At 60.9% G+C, this 18032-nt stretch carries 16 protein-coding genes and 2 pseudogenes; 1 reads left to right on the plus strand and 17 read right to left on the minus strand.

Going from position 1 to position 18032, the window contains the following annotated elements:
• Window positions 1-79: 79 nt before the first annotated feature.
• The 11 genes and pseudogenes from CWS35_RS40485 to CWS35_RS38350 all read right to left on the minus strand — a co-directional run.
• Window positions 80-205, minus strand: a complete 126-nt coding sequence (locus CWS35_RS40485) for a hypothetical protein (protein WP_019200211.1) — start codon at window positions 203-205, stop codon at window positions 80-82.
• Window positions 206-828: 623 nt separating this feature from the next.
• A complete protein-coding gene (locus CWS35_RS38305; RefSeq protein ID WP_019200212.1) occupies window positions 829-1458 on the minus strand; it encodes a carbon monoxide dehydrogenase subunit G in 630 nt (209 codons plus the stop codon).
• Window positions 1458-2300 carry an XdhC family protein gene (locus tag CWS35_RS38310; protein ID WP_019200213.1) on the minus strand — a complete coding sequence of 281 codons (843 nt, stop codon included), beginning with the start codon at window positions 2298-2300 and terminating at the stop codon, window positions 1458-1460. Before CWS35_RS38310 ends, CWS35_RS38305 begins: the two co-directional genes overlap by 1 nt.
• A 4-nt stretch (window positions 2301-2304) precedes the next feature.
• On the minus strand, window positions 2305-3510 hold the full coding sequence (locus CWS35_RS38315; RefSeq protein WP_019200214.1) for a VWA domain-containing protein: 1206 nt from the start codon (window positions 3508-3510) through the stop codon (window positions 2305-2307).
• A 1-nt stretch (window position 3511) separates the two neighbouring features.
• Complete coding sequence (locus tag CWS35_RS38320) at window positions 3512-4399, minus strand: MoxR family ATPase (RefSeq protein WP_019200215.1); 888 nt, start codon at window positions 4397-4399, stop codon at window positions 3512-3514.
• A gap of 151 nt (window positions 4400-4550) precedes the next feature.
• Window positions 4551-6980, minus strand: coding sequence for an aerobic carbon-monoxide dehydrogenase large subunit (locus tag CWS35_RS38325; protein WP_024585215.1), 2430 nt, complete (start codon window positions 6978-6980; stop codon window positions 4551-4553).
• Window positions 6977-7477: a (2Fe-2S)-binding protein gene (locus CWS35_RS38330; RefSeq protein WP_019200217.1), complete on the minus strand. Its 501-nt coding sequence runs from the start codon at window positions 7475-7477 to the stop codon at window positions 6977-6979. The genes CWS35_RS38325 and CWS35_RS38330 overlap by 4 nt, the downstream gene beginning before the upstream one ends.
• A gap of 21 nt (window positions 7478-7498) precedes the next feature.
• The gene (locus CWS35_RS38335) at window positions 7499-8365 is read right to left on the minus strand and encodes a xanthine dehydrogenase family protein subunit M (protein ID WP_019200218.1); all 867 of its coding nucleotides are present in this window, start codon (window positions 8363-8365) and stop codon (window positions 7499-7501) included.
• 170 nt (window positions 8366-8535) lie between these two features.
• Window positions 8536-9744, minus strand: coding sequence for an MHYT domain-containing protein (locus CWS35_RS38340; protein WP_019200219.1), 1209 nt, complete (start codon window positions 9742-9744; stop codon window positions 8536-8538).
• 123 nt (window positions 9745-9867) lie between these two features.
• Window positions 9868-10449: a ParA family protein gene (locus CWS35_RS40765; protein ID WP_080890817.1), complete on the minus strand. Its 582-nt coding sequence runs from the start codon at window positions 10447-10449 to the stop codon at window positions 9868-9870.
• Between the two features lie 245 nt (window positions 10450-10694).
• Window positions 10695-10889, minus strand: a pseudogene (locus tag CWS35_RS38350) (IS256 family transposase); the annotation flags it as partial.
• A gap of 264 nt (window positions 10890-11153) precedes the next feature.
• Here CWS35_RS38350 and CWS35_RS38355 point away from each other — a divergent pair.
• Complete coding sequence (locus CWS35_RS38355) at window positions 11154-12371, plus strand: IS110 family transposase (protein WP_371682890.1); 1218 nt, start codon at window positions 11154-11156, stop codon at window positions 12369-12371.
• Between the two features lie 130 nt (window positions 12372-12501).
• Here the strand turns inward: CWS35_RS38355 and CWS35_RS38360 are convergent.
• The 6 genes and pseudogenes from CWS35_RS38360 to CWS35_RS38380 all read right to left on the minus strand — a co-directional run.
• Window positions 12502-13560: pseudogene (locus tag CWS35_RS38360) on the minus strand (IS256 family transposase); the annotation flags it as partial.
• Between the two features lie 4 nt (window positions 13561-13564).
• Entirely contained in the window at window positions 13565-14734 is a 1170-nt protein-coding gene (locus CWS35_RS38365) for a hypothetical protein (RefSeq protein WP_100957193.1), read from the minus strand.
• Window positions 14644-15174, minus strand: a complete 531-nt coding sequence (locus CWS35_RS39765) for a hypothetical protein (RefSeq protein WP_145987137.1) — start codon at window positions 15172-15174, stop codon at window positions 14644-14646. The genes CWS35_RS38365 and CWS35_RS39765 overlap by 91 nt, the downstream gene beginning before the upstream one ends.
• A 106-nt stretch (window positions 15175-15280) precedes the next feature.
• On the minus strand, window positions 15281-15553 hold the full coding sequence (locus tag CWS35_RS38370) for a hypothetical protein (RefSeq protein WP_024585213.1): 273 nt from the start codon (window positions 15551-15553) through the stop codon (window positions 15281-15283).
• 140 nt (window positions 15554-15693) lie between these two features.
• Window positions 15694-16539, minus strand: coding sequence for a TonB-dependent receptor plug domain-containing protein (locus CWS35_RS38375; protein WP_244626193.1), 846 nt, complete (start codon window positions 16537-16539; stop codon window positions 15694-15696).
• Window positions 16540-16950: 411 nt separating this feature from the next.
• Window positions 16951-18021, minus strand: a complete 1071-nt coding sequence (locus tag CWS35_RS38380; protein ID WP_024585211.1) for a maleylacetate reductase — start codon at window positions 18019-18021, stop codon at window positions 16951-16953.
• Window positions 18022-18032 lie beyond the last annotated feature (11 nt).

Consider the following 18032-nt stretch of genomic DNA (forward strand, 5'->3'; position numbering starts at 1 on the left):
GAAATCACTCAACCCTTTTTCAGTCAGCCTCTCATCGCAGATATGCTTTGTGAATGATTGCCGAGTAAGGCTCGCCGCTTTACGCAACGTCTGTTTTCAGCCCGAACGCCGGGATTTTGCGAATCCGGCTTTGCAGGGCAAGTTCGAATTGCTCCCATCCCAGCAGCGACCTTGCTGCCTTTATCTGCTGCGTGATCACGAGCATTTTTCCGCCCCCTTGGAAGCCGTTTCAGAAGCGGAGATTCGCTTGAGGCGAAAACCGCCAGGAGGAGCCGTTGCATATCCATGACGAATCATGCGCCGACATCTCTCAGGCGCGGGACTGCACGGGCACAAGCGCTCCCGCGGCACAACTCCGATGGACCCTTAAGGAGAATTCAATTGGCCGCTTGCACGCGCTTTTCGGCCTCGCGAGACTGCATGCGAAAGTGCTTCGGCGAGCAGCGTCAAAGCGATAAACTGATGCTGAGTGGTCATTGCGCCGACAGCAAACGCGCCTCTCACGGCCGTCGCCTGCCGCTCAGACTTATCTAGACCAATCGGCGCAGCGATACCGTTCGCCGTTGGATTCGCTCGGTTGCAGTCATGGCTTTGTGAATCAGTCATCACGCTGGCGACTCCTCGGTAAGTGTCCTATTCCGGCAACCTCTTTGCGGGTTGTTTTACGTCGCTTAAAGTCCACATCTCAAACGCAAGGGCCGGGGTTGACTGGAAGACTCATGCGAATCGTCGCGCCCTTCAGGCGACAGCAGGCGAGAACGTTGATGCTGGGTTTTGTTTCGGGTTCGGTGGAATGTCTACTTAAACAAGCCCCTCCCCTACCCTCGCTCATACTCCCGATGTGGATGAACAGATGAACATCATCAGCGGCTCGTTCTGGGCATGGGCATGACCGTTGATACAACACCAATGCGTTGCAATGATCACGCCCAGCATCACGGCGCCTGTCGCACCCACCATCTTCTTCAGCCAGCCGACTTTCTTCTTTTCCGCGGAAGCCTCATCCGCGGTTTCGACCGGACCGCCGACGATGCCGCTGAACTTCTCGAAGAACTCCCCTGCAAGCTTCGTGGCCGTCGCATCGATCAATCGCCCGCCGAGTTGCGCGAGCTTGCCGCCGATCTCGGCCTTCACGGTGTAATGAAGGATGGTTGCGTCACCATCGGCCTCCAGCTTGACCGCGGCGCTGCCTTTGGCAAAGCCGGCCATGCCTCCGGAGCCTTCACCGGTGATAGTGTAACCGTTCGGCGGATCGAAGTCGGACAAGGTCACCTTGCCGGTGAACGAAGCCTTCACGGGACCGACGCGCAGCGTGACCTTGGCGTTCATTTCATTGTCGGATGTCTTCTCGATGGACTCGCATCCGGGGATGCACTGCTTGAGCACATCGACGTCGTTGAGCGCGGCATAGACTAACTCGCGTGAAGCTTCGATGCGTTGCGAACCGTTCATATCCATCAGACATGTCCTTCTTCCTGTTGTTCCGCCCGCCGTTGTCCACGGCGGCGCACCTCGACCATCTCCGCAACGATCGACAATGCAATTTCATCCGGCGTGATCGCGCCGAGATCGAGTCCGGCCGGGGCCCGCAGAGTCTCCAGTTGCAAGGGCGGCACGCCCGCGGCAGCCAGTTCGTCCTTCAGCACGGCCGCCTTCTTGCGCGATCCGACGAAGGCGACATAGGTTGACTGAGCGGCCAAAGCCGATTTCAACGCTGCCGTATCACCACGCCCCTGAGTCGACACAACGACATATCGGTTGCCGCCGCTGTCCGCAGGGATCTCATAACCATCCACAAGCCGATCGGTATCGCCGAACAGCGCATGATCCGCGGCTGGGGCGCACACTGATACGAAGAATCCCATGCGCTGGGCGATGGCCGCGATCGCCACCGCCACAGGCGATGCGCCGCAGACATAAAGCTGCGGACGCGGCAGGATCGGTTCGACAAAAATATCCATGGTGCCGTGGCTCGGACACATGTTGTTGGCGTAGAGGACGCCGTCGTGTGATTCACCGGCTTTCAGTCCGTGTTCTTCCAGCACATCCTTCGGCTGCACGCTGATGAGGCGCGGCTGGCCGTCCGAGAGCGACTGCCGCGCCGCCTTCAGCACATTGGCACGTGCGCAACCCCCACCGATCCATCCGGCGGTCATGGTGCCGTCTCTGAGGATGACGGCCTTCGCGCCCGCCTTCGCTGCGGTCAGCGATACCGTGCGCACCACAGTGGCCAGCGCGAACGGCTCGCCGCGGGCTTTCATGTCGTTGACGATGTCGAGGACATCGGGTGCGAGCGTCATGATCTCATATCCTTGCCAGATAAGGTTCGAGCGCCTGCAGACTTTCGAGATTGTGCGCCGGAGCGAACAGATCGACATGGGGCAGCGCCGCCTTCATGCCGGCCGCCTCCGGCGCATAATCGCGCCAGCCGATCATCGGATTGAGCCAGGCGATGCGGCGGCAGCGTCGGCGCAGCGCCGCCATCTCACGGCCCAGTTGCTCGGCCGGTCCGGTGTCATAACCGTCGGACACGATCATGACGCAGGTGCGCGCATGAATCGCACGCTTCGCGTGCCAGCGGTTGAATGTGCCAAGCGACTCGCCGATCCGTGTCCCGCCGCCGACGCCCTGGGCCAGGATCGACATGCGCTCCACCGCCCGCGTCGCATCGCGCTCGCGCAGCGCCGGTGAGATGTGAATCAGCCGCGTATGAAATACGAAGGCTTCCGCTTCGCGGAACGTGTCAAGAATGCCGTGCATGAAGCGCAGGAACACCGCCGAATACATGCTCATGGAACCCGAGGCGTCGAGGAGCACGACGAGGCGCAGCGGCTTGTTCTTGCGCTGGCGCCAGACCAGTTCCATCGGCGTGCCGCCATGCGCGATGCTCTTGTGGATCGTGCGCCGCAGGTCGATGCGCCGGCCCGCGCGGCGTGCCTGCTCGCGCCGGGTCAGCCGCACGCGCATCGCCTTTGCCAACCTGGCCGCAACGGCATGAGCCTCCGCAAGATCGGATGGATTGGCGAGATGACGGAAATCGGCTTTGGCAAGCGAATCAGACCGCGAGGCTCCTTCGCGTAGACCGGGGCTGTTCTCGTTGGTCTCGTCATCACCACCGGGACGCCTTTGCACGCTATCCGGTGCGCCGTCCGGATTGCCCGGCCGATCGCCGCTCTTCGTGCTGTCGAAACCCGGCGGGGTCTTCTGCAGCACGCCGGACATGCGCGTGGCGGATTTCATGCCGCGCCCCAGCCAGAACGCATCAAATATCTCGTCGAATTTCTCCCAGTCCGCCTTGTTGCTGCACAACAGCGCGCGCAGCGCTGGACGCAACCGCGATGGCGATGACGAATCCGGACCGGCAAGCACCGTGAGCGCGTCACTTGTCTCGGCGAGCCCGACAATAAAAGCGTTGTCGCGCAGCACGCGGACGAAATCGCCGAGCTTGCGGCGCGCGCCTGCGCCCGCCGGAGCAGCAATCGTCTCGCGAATGGCCGCACTTCCTGCCATATCAGGCCACCTTGCCCAGCAGCCGGTCGGACACCTCACGCGTCATGCGCGACTTGTCCTCTGCCGTCTTGATCAGGCACATCATGGTTTCGAACACGACTTCCGGTTCCGCGCGCAGATCGTCGATGCCAAGCCCGGCCAGAGCGGCTGCCCAGTCGAGTGTTTCGGCAACGCCGGGGCTCTTTCGCAAATCCTCCTTGCGGATGGCCTCGACCATGCGCGCGATCTGCAACGCCAGATCCACGTCGATGTCGGGCATGCGCGCGGTGATGATACGCGCCTCGCGTTCGACGTCGGGAAAATCGACGTAATGATAGAGACAGCGGCGGCGCAGCGCGTCGGAGAGTTCGCGCGTTCCGTTGGACGTCAGCACGACATGCGGGATCGTGGTGGCGCGGATGGTTCCAAGCTCGGGGATGGACACCTGGAAATCCGACAGCAATTCCAGCAGGAACGCCTCGAATTCCTCGTCAGCGCGATCGACCTCATCGATCAGCAGCACAGGCGATTTCGGCTGACGGATGGACGACAGCAGCGGACGTTCAAGCAGGAATTTTTCCGAGAAGATATGATCTTCGACGACATCGGCAGCGTCAGCATGGGTTTCGCGCGCCTTGATCGCCAGCAACTGGCGCTGATAGTTCCACTCGTAGAGCGCCGCGTTCTGATCAAGTCCTTCATAGCATTGCAGGCGAATGAGGCGCGCGTCATTCGCCCGAGCCAAAGCCAGCGCAACCTCGGTCTTCCCGACGCCCGCCTCGCCTTCCAGCAATAGCGGGCGCGACAGGTGCTCCATCAGCCAGACGGCCGTCGCAAGATCACGATCCGGAATATAGCCTGCGGCGGCCAGCCGATCTGCGATTCGATCGCGTGGAATATGATGACGCATAAGCATTTCCAACTCGCCCGGCCCATTGCCGGTGCAGTCCCTGCTTCAAGTCCGGTGCGATCAGAGAGCCGACGAGCAGCCGGCACCCGAAATCTCACCACACGTTCCGGACATGCCGGGCGGAGCAGAGTTTGCTTCGCCCGGACCTGTCTTAAACATGCAGGCCCAGTCTTTCGCCGACCTTCCAGAGCCGCCAGGCATCGTGCGGCATCTGGATGTGGCCTGCATTCAGAAACGCAAAGGCATCGTTCACTGCGTTAGAGAAACATGGCACGCCGCCGACATGGGGGCTTTCGCCCACGCCCTTGGCGCCGATCGGGTGATGCGGCGACGGCGTGACGGTGTAGTCCGTTTCCCACTTCGGCGTCTCCACCGCAGTCGGCAGGAAGAAATCCATGAATGACGCGCCCATCACGTTGCCCTGTTCGTCGTAACGGATCTCCTGACCCATCGCGACGGCGAAGGCCTCAGTGAGACCACCGTGGACCTGTCCTTCGATAATCATGGGATTGATGCGCGTGCCGCAATCGTCGAGTGCATAGAAGCGCCGGGTCTTGGCGACGCCGGTATCGACATCGATGTCCATGACGCAGAAATACGCGCCGAACGGATAGGTCATGTTCGGCGGATCGTAATAATTCACCGCCTCAAGACCCGGTTCCAGATTGGGCGGCGGACTGTTGTACGACGCCCAGGCGATTTCCTTCATGGTCTTGAATTTTTCAGGCAGACCCTTCACCCGGAAGCGATCAACGTCCCATTCAAGATCGCCTTCATGCACTTCGAGAAGGTGAGCCGCGATCATCTGCGCCTTGGCCTTGATCTTGCGCGCGGCCACGGCCGTGGCCGCGCCGGCGGTCGGCGTTGAACGCGAGCCATATGTACCAAGACCGTAAGGCGCAGTGTCAGTGTTGCCTTCCTCGATCATGATATCGTCGGCGGGAATGCCGAGTTCGGTGGCAATGATCTGGGCGTAGGTCGTCTCGTGGCCCTGCCCCTGGCTCTTGGTGCCCATGCGGGCGATGATCGAGCCGGTCGGATGGATGCGGATTTCGGCGGAGTCGAACATGGCGACGCCGAGAATGTCGCAATTCTTGGATGGACCGGCGCCGACGATCTCAGTGAAGAAGGAGATGCCGATGCCCATCAACTCGCGGGTTTCGCCACGCTTGAAGGCTTCCTGCTTTTGCTTCTGCTCGGCGCGCAGCGCACGATAGCCGACAGCATCCATCGCCTTTTTCATGGCGAGCGGATAGTTGCCGCTGTCGTATTCCCATCCGAGCGGAGCATGATACGGAAACTGCTCCGGCTGGATGAAGTTCTTGATGCGCAGGTCCGCCGAATCCATGCCGAGCCGCTGCGCCAGCGTCTCGATGGCGCGTTCGATGGCATAGACCGCTTCCGTCACCCGGAATGAGCAACGATAGGCGACGCCACCCGATGCCTTGTTGGTGTAAACGCCGTCTACCGAGAGATACGCCACCGGCATGTCATAGGAGCCGGTGCAGATGTTCATGAAACCTGCCGGCCATTTCGACGGATCGGCGCAAGCGTCGAATGCGCCGTGATCGGCGAGCACATGGCAGCGCATGGCGAGGATCTTGCCGTCCTTGGTGGCGGCGAGTTCAGTCGTCATGTGGTAATCACGCGCAAACGAGGTGGTGGAGAGATTCTCCATCCGGTCCTCGACCCACTTCACCGGCACGCCCAGCACGATGGACGCGACCACCGCGCAGACATAGCCGGAATAGGCGCCAACCTTGTTGCCGAAACCGCCGCCGATATCCGGCGCGATCACGTGGATCTTGTGCTCGGGCAACCCCGAGATCAGCGACACCACTGTGCGAATCACGTGCGGCGCCTGGAAGGTGCCCCACAGCGTCAATTCGCCCTTGATCTTGTCCATCGAGGCGACGCACTGGCAGGTCTCCAGCGGCGACGGATGGACCCGGTGATAGGTAAACATATCCTTGGAGACGACGTCGGCCTTGGCAAAGGCTTCGTCGGTACCGTCCTTGTCGCCGATATCCCAGAAGAAGATGTGGTTGTGATGCTTGCGCGGTCCATGCGCGCCGGTCATCTTGTCCTTGATATCCTCGCGCAGCAGCGGCGCATCAGGCTCTAGTGCCTTAAACGGATCGACCAGAACCGGCAGCGGCTCGTATTCGACCTCGACGAGTTCGATCGCGTCGGCGGCGATGTAACGGTCCTTCGCCACCACGAACGCGACTTCCTGATTCTGGAACAGCACCTTCTCGTCGGCGAGCACGGCTTGCACATCGCCGGCCAGCGTCGGCATGTAGTGAAGATTGAGCGGCTTGAGGTCGGCGGCGGTCAGGACCGCAAGCACGCCCGGCAGCGCCTTGGCTTTCGAGGTGTCGATGCTCTTGATGCGGGCATGGGCGTGGGACGAGCGCACGAAATCCCCGAACAGCATGCCCGGCAGTTTCACGTCGTCGACATAGTTGCCCTTGCCTTGCGTGAAGCGGATGTCTTCGACGCGCTTGCGCTTGCACCCCATGCCCTGGAGTTTTTCGGCGCGCTCGGCGCTGGTGAGTTCGATTGGAGCCTGGACGTTCATTCTGCGGCCTCCTGGAAAGGCACGCCATTGATCTTGGCTGCCGCGTATTGAATTGCCTTCACGATGTTCTGGTAGCCGGTGCAGCGGCAGAGATTCCCTGCGATACCAAACCGGATTTCCTCTTCAGTCGGATTGGGATTTTCCTGCAGCAAGCGATGCGAGCGCATGATCATGCCCGGCGTGCAGTAACCGCACTGCAGGCCGTGCATCATGCGGAAGCCTTCCTGCAACGCGCTCAGCGTGCCGTCTGCGGCCGCCATGCCCTCGACGGTCGTAATCGACGAACCATTGGCCTGAATGGCGAATGTCGTGCAGCTTTTTACCGACATGCCGTCGAGATCGACGGTGCAAGCACCACAATGGCTGGTGTCGCAGCCGATGTGCGCACCAGTGAGATTTTGTTGTTCGCGGATGAAATGGATCAGCAGGGTGCGCGGCTCGACCAGCGCCTCCACCGGCTGCCCGTTGATCGTCAGCTCGATATGGGCTTTCGCCATGTTGGGTCTCTCCCTGAATTTCTAGTTTTTCGCGCGGGACTTCGCCCGCTCGGCGGCGCGGCGCAGCATCACGCCAGCCATCTTGGTGCGGTATTCGGCAGGACCGCGGCCATCCGCCGCCGGACTGGTGATCGCCTCGGCCAACGCGACGGCCTTGTCGAGCGCCGCCTTGTCGAGCGCGGTGCCGACCAGTGCGTTGGCGGCTTCTTCAGCCCACAGCGGCGTATCGGCCACGTTGGTCAGCCCGATCGAAGCCGAGGTGCACTTGCCGCCACTCATGGTGAGAACGACCGCGGCCGCGGCGGTGGCATAGTCGCCGATTTTCCGTTTCAGTTTCTCGTAGGCATAGCCATGTCCAACCGGCGGCACCGGAATGCGAATCGCGGTCAGGATTTCGCCGGTCTCAAGGGCGGTGAAATACGCCGCCTGATAAAACTCACGCGCTGCAACCCGGCGCACGCCATTCGGGCCGGTGAGTTCGTAGCTTGCGCCCAGACACTGCATCAGCGCGGGCATGTCGTTGCCCGGATCGCCGTTGGCGGCGTTGCCGCCGATGGTGCCCATGTAGCGGATTTGAGGATCGGCGATCAGCAGCGACGTCTCGCGAATGATCGGCAATTTCGCCGCCAGCAGATCGGAACCGATCAGCGTGTGCTGGGTGGTCATCGCTCCGATAACGATGTCGCCGCCCTCTTCCCGGATCCCCTTGAGGTCTCCGATGGCGCGCAAATCGACCAGATGCTCTGGCGTGGCCAGCCGGGTTTTCATCATCGGGATCAGGCTGTGGCCGCCGGCCAGGGGCCGGGCGTCTTCGCCGAGCTTCACCAGAAGCGCGACGGCATCGGCGACGGATTTCGGACGATGGTAGTCAAATGAACCAGGAATCACGGTTACCTCCCCAGGTTACCCACGCCCCAGACCTCTGTTGGGTCCGGTTTACATCAGCGCGTTGCCTAGGAGGCCAAGCCGTTTAGAAACATTCAAGAACAGGAGCACCAGAGATCGGTTTTCGGCACCAAAAGCGGCAGCTGCGCACGAACTGCGTCAGCAACGCTGTCTTAATTGTCCCTGGTTCGCAGATATTCGGTGAGCTGCTCGCGCAATTGCGGCAACCGGCTGCGGCTCACCGGCACCGAGCGGCGCACCGGCGAATCGAGATCGGCAATTCCGTTGTCGCCCGCGCGCTTCAGACGCGCGACGCGCTGAATATTGACGATGTAGCTGCGGTGGACGCGAAAGAAAATATCGGGCGGCAGCCGCGCGATGATCTCGCCGATCGAGAGCGGACAGAAGATGTCCTCCCGGCCGTTGAACACATAAGTATAATGTGCGTTGGCGTGGACCGAGAAAATGTCGGCGGTGTTGATGGTCTGGCTGCCGCGATACTTCTCCACCGGCAGGGTGGCCTCGTAGATGGGAGCATCCGATGTCGCCTGCGTGGGCGCATCGGCGACCGTGAGTTCCGCGACCGAACCAGAGACAGGCGTCACGCTGTCCGCCGTAATCGGGGCCGGAATGGGATCCGGCTCGTTCGCCTCGGGCACGATCACCGGGTCCGCCGCGGATTCGCGCTGATCCGGAACCAGCGCCAGCATGAAAACACCGGACACCAGAAACGCGACGACACTGACGATCACCGCCAGCAGATCGCCGGATATGGCCGGCGTGCCCGGCGGCAATGCGCCGACAATCGGATGCAGCGTCAGCCCGGCCATCGCGGTGTAGTGCATTCCCGAAATCGCGCAGCCCAGAACCGCCGCGCAAACCAGCAAGGGCGGCCTCGTCTCGGACGCGAATGCCAGCCACAGCGCGAGGCCCGACGCCAGAACGGCGATCAGCACGCTCGCCAGCACATAAACGGGATTGTGCATCATGTGGGCGCTGGCATGGAGCGCCAGCATCCCGATGTAATGCATCGAGGCGATCCCGACGCCCATCACCGTGGCCGCGATGAACAGCAGCCGCTGCGAGCGCAATGTCGCGAGGTAAACCGCGATTCCGACCACCAGCACGCAAACGAGGAACGACAGCAGCGTCGGAAGCACCACGTAGTCGACGGTGACGGGCAGCCGCGCCGCCAGCATGCCGACGAAATGCATCGCCCAGATGCCGATCGCAAAGGACAGCGCAGCACCGGCGATCAGCAGGCGGCGATTCAGCGCGAACGCCTGCGAAACGCGAAGCGCCAGATTCAAACCGACGTAGCTTGCCTGTATTGCCACGAGCAGTGACAGGGCAACCAGCGTCGGATCATGTTCGATGGGCATATCCCAGCAGTCCTTGTCCGAACAGCCGCGACCCTAAAACAAAAAACTCACAAAAATCAACTTGCCCAAGCCATTTGGCAATGTCGCCCAAGCATCATTAAACTGGACTCCAACTCTCCTAAATCAGCCTGCCATCTGTCTCAAATTACCTGACGACGGACAGACCACCGACAGTCTGTGCGTGATCTGCCGTGACCAGACACGCCTTGCTACTGGAGCTAGAACCTCGCGGGTTTCACGCACCGCTGGCGCATCTCCATCGCGCCGCCGAGGCGGTGCCGCATTGATGATGATCGCATAGGCCGCCTGCGTTGACTTCAGCAGTTGGACGATGCTTCGGGTGACACGCAGATCGAACAACGTCGGACGCGTCGGAACGATTACCAAGGCGGCGTAACGCGCCGCTACGAGAGCATGCCGTGCGCCGGGCGGCATATCGATGAGCAGGATTTCAATCCCGCAGCGCTGTGCCAGCGCGATACTCTGCTCGATCTCGTTCTCACTGCAGCGGCAAACTCGAATATCCGATTTGTTTCGGACGCGTCGCCATTCGAAGCTCGATAGCTGCGGATCGCAATCGATGACACCAACTTTATAGTTTTTCTGCGCGGCGACGACGGCAAGGTTTGTGAGCGTCGTGGATTTGCCAGCCCGCCCTTGCCAACAAAAGCAATAACCGCTTGAAGCGGAGACCCGGCGATAGATGAGGAGCGTATCCGTGTCCCAGACGCAGAATGTCTCAACGACTCGGGTGAGGAGATCGTGCCCTCGTTTGAAGGAGGCACGACATAGCCAGCAGGGTGCTTGAGCTGACCTGCTACCATGTGATCAATCCTCCAGCTTCGGCCGACGGCCGCGGGCACGCGCGGCGAGCCGCCATCGCATCGGGTGCCGTCCGGAATGCGGTTGGAATTCAGTGGCGCGTTCTCCGGTAACATGAAGGTATCGTTTCAGGCGGCAAGGTCAATCGGCTGATCAATGGGTTTTGTGGAAAGCGTCTGCCACCCATCCACCTTGCGCATGTTGATCTGTCCTGAAGCGAGCAGCGCCCAGAACAACATCGCGGCGGTGTCGGCGGATGGCAGAACGGTTTGAGTCTTGATCCGTCGCTTGAATTCTTCGTGCAGACGCTCGATTGCATTCGTAACCGGTATGAGGATCCCGGTGCCCGCTCATCTGGCTTGGATCGCGTTGATCCTGGCGTATGGTGTGACCATCCGGGACGAGGGGCACCGGGAGCACGTCAGTGGGCAGGCCGATCTGTACGATGAGCCGTGAGCTCGTGTTAGTAGCTGGCCGCCCCTGCGACCCACCCGGTTGCGCTGTGAGCGCGGATCCGTAGTTGTCGTGTGGCCCACTGCTCCCGTCGAACCAAATGAGAGGAGCAGAAGATGCAACGTGTACTCGGCATGGACATCCACCGCACTTTTGCGGAGGTGGTGTTCTGGGAAGCAGGCCGGCTTCGTCCCGCCGGGCGGATCGATATGACTCGTTCGGGGCTTGAAGGGTTCGGCCGCAGTCTAAGCAAAGAAGACGAAGTCGTCATCGAGGCGACCGGCAATGCCATGGCGGTGGTGCGGGTGCTCGGTCCGTATGTCGCGCGCGTGATCATCGCCAACCCGCTGCAAGTGAAGGCGATCGCGCATGCTCACGTCAAGACAGACAAGATTGACGCGGGCGTTCTGGCGTCGCTGCGGGCAGCGGGGTTCCTGCCTGAGGTCTGGATACCCGATGCGGATACCGAACGTCTGCGTCGCCTGGTGGCACGTCGCAATCAGATCGTTCGGCATCGAACCCGAATCAAGAACGAGATACATGCCATCCTGCAGGCGCACCTTATCCCGCCGTGCCCTCATGCCGATTTGTTTGGTCGGTTGGGTCGGAGCTGGCTCGGACGCCAAGCACTGCCGGACGATGAGAAGGCCGCCATCGATCGGCATCTGCGTGAGCTTGACCGGCTCGCCGAAGACCTCGAGCTTCTCGACCGCGAAATCGCCGAGAAAGTGATCGAAGATCCGGCCGTCAAACGCCTCCTGACCATTACTGGCGTCAACATCATCGTAGCCGCAGGTCTCGTCGCGGCGATCGGCGACATCGGCCGCTTTTGCTCGCCGCAGAAGCTTGTCAGCTATGTCGGGCTCAATCCGCGGGTGCGCCAATCGGGCCTTGGGCTGGCGCAGCATGGCCGCATCAGCAAGCGCGGCCGCAGTCACGCGCGCGCCATGCTGGTGGAGGCAGCCTGGGCCGCCTCCAAGGCACCAGGCCCGCTGCGGTCATTCTTCCTCCGGATCCGAGCCCGGCGTGGTCATCAGGTCGCAGCAGTCGCCGTCGCACGCAAGCTCGCGGTGCTCTGCTGGCATCTGCTGACCAGGGATGCAGATTACCAATGGGCGCGTCCAGCGCTGGTTGCCAACAAACTCCGCGCGATGGAGCTGCAGGCCGGCCAACCGGCAAGAAAGGGAAACAAGCGTGGCGCAGCCTACGCTTATAACATCAAGGAGTTGCGGGATCGGGAGATCGATGTCGCGCGCCATGCTGAACAGGTCTACGAACAGTTCGTCAGCCGATGGCAGCGGCGTGGTCCTGGAAAGCGGCGCACGGGCGCCGCCAGAGATGAGCGCCAATGAGGAGAGCTGCGCAGCCGGGCTGACATTCTCGAGCCAGGCTCTTGCCAAGCGTCACACGTGTCATTCCAGCTTAACAGATCGCGCAGAAAAGACTTGTCGATCTCATCCGTAACAGATCGCGCAGAAAAGACTTGTCGATCTCATCCGTGGTGCGTACACTGCGCCATTGGCTCGGCGGCAAGCGAGTGAAGGTGAACAAGCGTTCCCCTGCCTCTTCCAGGCTGTCGGCGACAGCGCGGTGCTTGAGCCTCCATTTGCGAATGAAGGCCTTGCGGCGGACCTCTATCTCCTCAGGTGTCGTCGCGTAGATCATGTCGTTGTAATCCGCGGTGATCTCGTCATGCAGGCGCTCGGGTGCATGCGCGAAAAGGTTCCTGTGCTTGTGGACCGTGCAGCGCTGGACCGGCACTCCGTCCCAGACCGAGGCAATGGCCTTGTCGAGCCCCGGCGCGCCATCGACGATGAGGAACTCGGGCCGCCGTAGCCCGCGCCTAATTAGATCGTCGAGGACAGTGCGCCACGCCTCGGCGCTCTCTCCGCCCATGCTCTTGATCGCGAGCAGCACCTTCTGGCCGTCGGCGCGCACGCCCAGGACAACGAGGAGCGAGATCGAGGTCGCCTTGCGGTCGAGCCGCACGCGAACGACGGTGCCGTCGAGGATCAGGCGCACGATCGGATCCTCGGCCAGTGAGCGGGTGTTCCAGGCATCCCAGTCGCTCTTCACCTTGCGCCACGTCCGGCTCACCGTGTCCTTGCCGACTGTCCCGCCGAACAACGCCGCCAGCGCGCGACGCACCCGCCGGGTATTGGTGCCGGCGAGATAGGTGCTCGCGATCAGCGCATCGGCGGCAAGCGTGCGCCGCTGATAGGCCCGCAGCGCCTGGCTCTTCCATTCCGTCGTCTTGCCTTCCGAAGTGGTCAGCCGGGCCCGCGGCACCGCGATCTCGATCGGCCCGAACGTGCCCGTCAGCGAGCGCGTCCGGCTGCCATGACGGTGGCCCGTGACGCAGGCTCCTGCTTCGTTGCCGGCCATCTTGCTTCGTTCGTAACGCGGCCGGGCCAGCGCGGTATCGAGCTCGCCGCGGATCAGCTCTTCGATGAATTGACGCGCCCGAGCCCGTACCTCGGTCTCGATCGGGTCGAACCAGTTATCGAAAGGATCAACAGCCATCTCAGTCGCAGGCTGCATGGAATCAGGCTTCGTGGTAAGCTTGGTCATGGCGTAGTCTCCAGTCCGACGCTTCAACGCCGGATGATTCGAGGTTGATCACCCCGGAGACTACGCCACCCTCAATTCCTACCAACTCCGCGACGGCACCTCGCATCGAAATCAAGCCCCCTGAATACAGACCAGTCGATTCCCTCCTGAAGCGGCCTACTGGCGAGGTACTGGCATTGTTTGGCCGTGAGCGCGCGGAAACCGTAGTTGTCGTGCACTGTTCATGTCCTGACTGCAGCCGGCGCGCACGACCCTCGATGTCCGCCCCCCGCATCTCGTCGATCGCGTCACCACGCAGCGAATGGAAAACCTCACCTCCCTTGGCACCGCAGCGTTTCATATGATTCTGCATCGTTTTCGACATGTATTTCGAGGGGTCGGGGTGTTCGCGCGCCGCCTCAAAGATGAAGCCCTTGCGCGAGCGCATCCATGCAACGAAACCGATCTCATCGAGGTAGTTGTGCAGGACGTAGAATGTCATCGATTCCGAGGTCTTGATCGGAACGCGCCGCCACGACTTCTTGCCCGTTTTCTCGTCCTTGACCTCCACGATGCCGTCGGTTTGCGCGATCCAGACATCGTCTTTCTGGCGGATGTCGTCAGCGCGTAGGAACGTGAGAAGTCCAAGACGACGCGACGTGAGCTTGGCGAGCAGCGGCAGCATGGCCTCGTCGAGAAAGCCGGACGCGACACCGTTGCGGAAAACCCGATTGGTAACATCCATGGCCACCCCTTCGCGTGGCTTGGATGGTATCAGTGTCTGCGGATACGCTATCTTCACTCCGGCGAATGGATCGCGATAGTGATTATCCTGCATGCTATACCGCATCATCGTGCGCACATTGGCGACGTAGCTATCTTTCATGGTCTTCAACGCGAAGGTCTTGTTTTCCTCCAAGACATCGCGAGTTGACTTGCCTTCCATATCCGCACGTTTGGTGACGTTCGCCGGCCAGTACTGCATCCTGCTGACGAAGGCCTGAAGATGGGACGGGAAGTATTTGTCGGGCGTGCGGTCACCAACCACATCCAGAAACGCTTGTCGGCGAAGCTTTAGGATGGAAATGTCCGCATGATTTTCACCGTCGCGCTCGATGCGCATGTCGATGTAGGCCTGCGAGATTTCACTGAAAAGCGGCAGCAATGAGTGGCTGGAGCGGGTCTGCCCCGCGGCCGACTTGTCGGATCGAAAGCCGGGGACGGCGCAGGCGGTGCCACGTCGCTCACTGCCGCCAGCGCAGCCAGTGCGTCATCTGGCTGCGACGCAATACGCAGAACATCGCTAAGGGCGTTACGAGTCAGCGCATCGGCGTTGTCGATGATGACCGAAGCGCCGGCGCTGCCCTTGGCAACCTCGCTTTGGATAAGTTGCAGCGACCTCAGCGCCGCACCAAGCCCATTGGCGAGACCGTTGACGCGCGACGGCTGGGTCACCGCCTGCTTGATGGCATTTTGACAGGCATCGATGACGTGCCGGACGAGAGCGGTTTCACTGGGCGGCGGCGAGCTCATGGGCATTGCGTTCCTGATATCGGCAGCTGCGGCACAGATCGTTTGGCACAGCGTGGCGAGTTGCTGCGCCAACGCCTTGGCCTCGACGCGGCTGCGCGGACCTATCTGGACGCGGAGAATAGCCGCCGCGCAGACTCTGCTGCAGCGTGTTCGCGGGCCATCATGTCAAGAATTTTGGTCATTTCTCGCCATCCAGATCTGCCAGCATCGCGCCGGCGATTTCACCGACGCGGTTGGTCGCCTTATTCATGCGCTCGATCTCCCCGAGCAGGGCCTGCGCAACCTTGCTGTAGACGTCATCCGTCACCTCGCGGGTGCCGTCGGCGATCTTTTGCATCAGCGCCGGCGACAAGCCGGAAAGACGCGCCAGCGGGCTTTGCCAACGCGTCTCGCCGAACAACAACTGACCGGCGGCGACAACGCGATCGCGGCGTGTGGTTTTCTTGGCCATCACGCATTCTCGCCAACGAGGAGCGCGATCTCAGATTTGAGCGCTGCGTCATACTTATGGCTAATGAAACTGCGGGCGACACGCGAATCTTTGAAATTATCGATCCAGATCCAGCTTCTATCCTCTTCTACTAGCTTCCCTTAAGCAAAGGTCTGCGCGATATCGCCCCTCGCGTTGATAAGAGAGCTAATCGAGTCGAGCGTTTCGCTCTGGGAGGTTCTTCGCCCAATGGCAGCGAAAACTGTCCAGCTTGGCGCAAGGCCGTATTCGGCTCGGACGATGCCATAGCGGTCCGTAATTCCCATGTATCCCCAAGGCTGCTGGAAATTGGACCCCGGAGCGGGTGGCGCAGGGATGGAGAATCCGGGCCGTACGCTCATCTTGTTTAGAGGCTGATCTCGCGTTTGATCATGATAGCCGAGGTCCACTGACATTCGGAATCGCTCGCCGCAATAGTCCAGAGCGAGAGCGCACTGTCTGTCGAGCGGAGTGCCTCCGTTTCGATAGACGCCGTTGAACCGCATGCCGAACTCTTTCGCGTCACCAAACCGCCGTCCGAAATCGATATGGGTGCCGAGCTGGCTTCTCGAGTCGTATGTCGCCGTCAGTTGTGTCACCGGCGTGTCGAGCGCGCGCTTGGGCACGGCGTTGATCGCCCCTCCCAGGCTTCCATGAAGGCTGGCGCCATTAAGCATGGCGCTTGGACCTTTGAGGGCTTCGATTCGTTCGAGGCTTTCAGGGGGAAAACCGGCGATCGGCGTCACACCCGCAAGTCCATTGAAAGTCAAATCCGAACTATTCACGAGAAATCTGCGCATCGAAAATTCGAGATAGCCGGATCCCGCAGCCAGCGACCATCCAACGCGCGCGGATGCGTCGTTATTCAACACATCGGCGATGGTACGGGCCTGCTGGTCTGCGATGAGCTTGCTTGTGTATCGATTGCGGTCAGCACCGGGTCGAGCGCCTGATGCGCTTGCAATCACATTCAACGATCTCAGATCATAACCAGACAATCCTTACCGGCGCGAGATTTCTAACCCATACAAATCCTATACTTCTGATTCAACGAATCGCGCAACTGCGGCGGCGAGGCAGGCGGCTTCGCGGTAGCGGCTGGGTCCTATATTCGCCCTGCCTGATATTTGGACGAGCTTGGCGATACAGCTCGACGACGCAACCATCCAGTCAGCGATTGCCATTACAGGCGTTGCGAGGTGCAACTCGTTGCCATGATTGCGGCTTTTGCGGTTAAATCGCATTTCGGACGATAGCGATTGTAGGGTATCGCGCGACGAGCCGGATGATTGCGCCTTTCGGCTTGATCGCCGAGGTTGGATCGATATCGCCGCATGGCGCCACTGGCGGCGATGCTTCTTGCAAAAGTTCGGTTGTCTCTACATTGGCGAGTCGGGAACCGCGCCATTCCAGGCGCGTTCGATAAGGTCGCGGAGAGGAGCTGCCTCCAGCGGACGCGGATTCCAATATGGATTCGATAATACCCGTGCGACTGTCGAATCGATGCCCTCTCGCGGCATTTTGAGGGTGGCCAGGGAGCGGGGAATTCCGTCCACTCTAGCAAATTCGAACAAGCGGTGCTGCGGCGAGGGATCACCGAGCGCGGCTTGAAGGCGCCCGTACGCTTCTGCCATTGCGATCTGGTTGTACGCAAGCGTGTGAGGAAGAAGAATCGCGTGAAGTTCGGCATGAGGTAAATCGAAGGCGCCGCCCAATTCGTGACAAAGCTTGTGGTGAAGCCCCATTCCTGCCGCATTGAGGCATATGCCGGCGAGCCAGGCTCCATAGAGCGCGTCCTGGCGGGCAACGAGATCGGACGGTGTTTCAACGATGTTCGGGATGGCTCTCGCCATTGCACTGATCGCGCGTTCGGCGATGTCGGAAATCAGCGGGCTTCCATTCTGGGCATACATCGCCTCGACTGCATGGGCGATCGCGTTCAAGCCCGACATTACCGAGACTGGAGTGGGCAAATCTCGGGTATTCGATACATCATACAGGACGGTCGCTGGTAGAATGGCCCGGTTGCGGTGCGTCTGTTTCTTGCCCTGGCTGGTTTCGCCGAGGATGGAGGTCATCTCCGAGCCCGAATAGGTGGTGGGGATCGCAAGATGTGGCAGGCCCGTGCGTAGGCTCAATGCCTTGCCGAGACCGATCGATGAGCCGCCTCCGAATGAGACGAAACCATCCGCTCTAACGGATCGTGCATAACGAAGTGCATCTTCAGTCACATTGACAGGAGTGTGGACCTCCGCCCCATCGTACAGGCCGGCGATGGCGAAGGGCGAAGAATCCGGAAACGAGGTCCATTTCGCGGCACCTCGGCGTGTCGTCACCAGAAGTGGGGCGCACACGCCGAGCGAAGCAGTCTCGGCCGCCAGCACGTCGAGGCCGACGACGCCAAAAACCACCCGTGGGATGGCGCTATCGAATGTAAATGACTGGAGCATTTGGATATCCG

Source organism: Bradyrhizobium sp. SK17 (genome assembly GCF_002831585.1).
Lineage (GTDB): Bacteria > Pseudomonadota > Alphaproteobacteria > Rhizobiales > Xanthobacteraceae > Bradyrhizobium.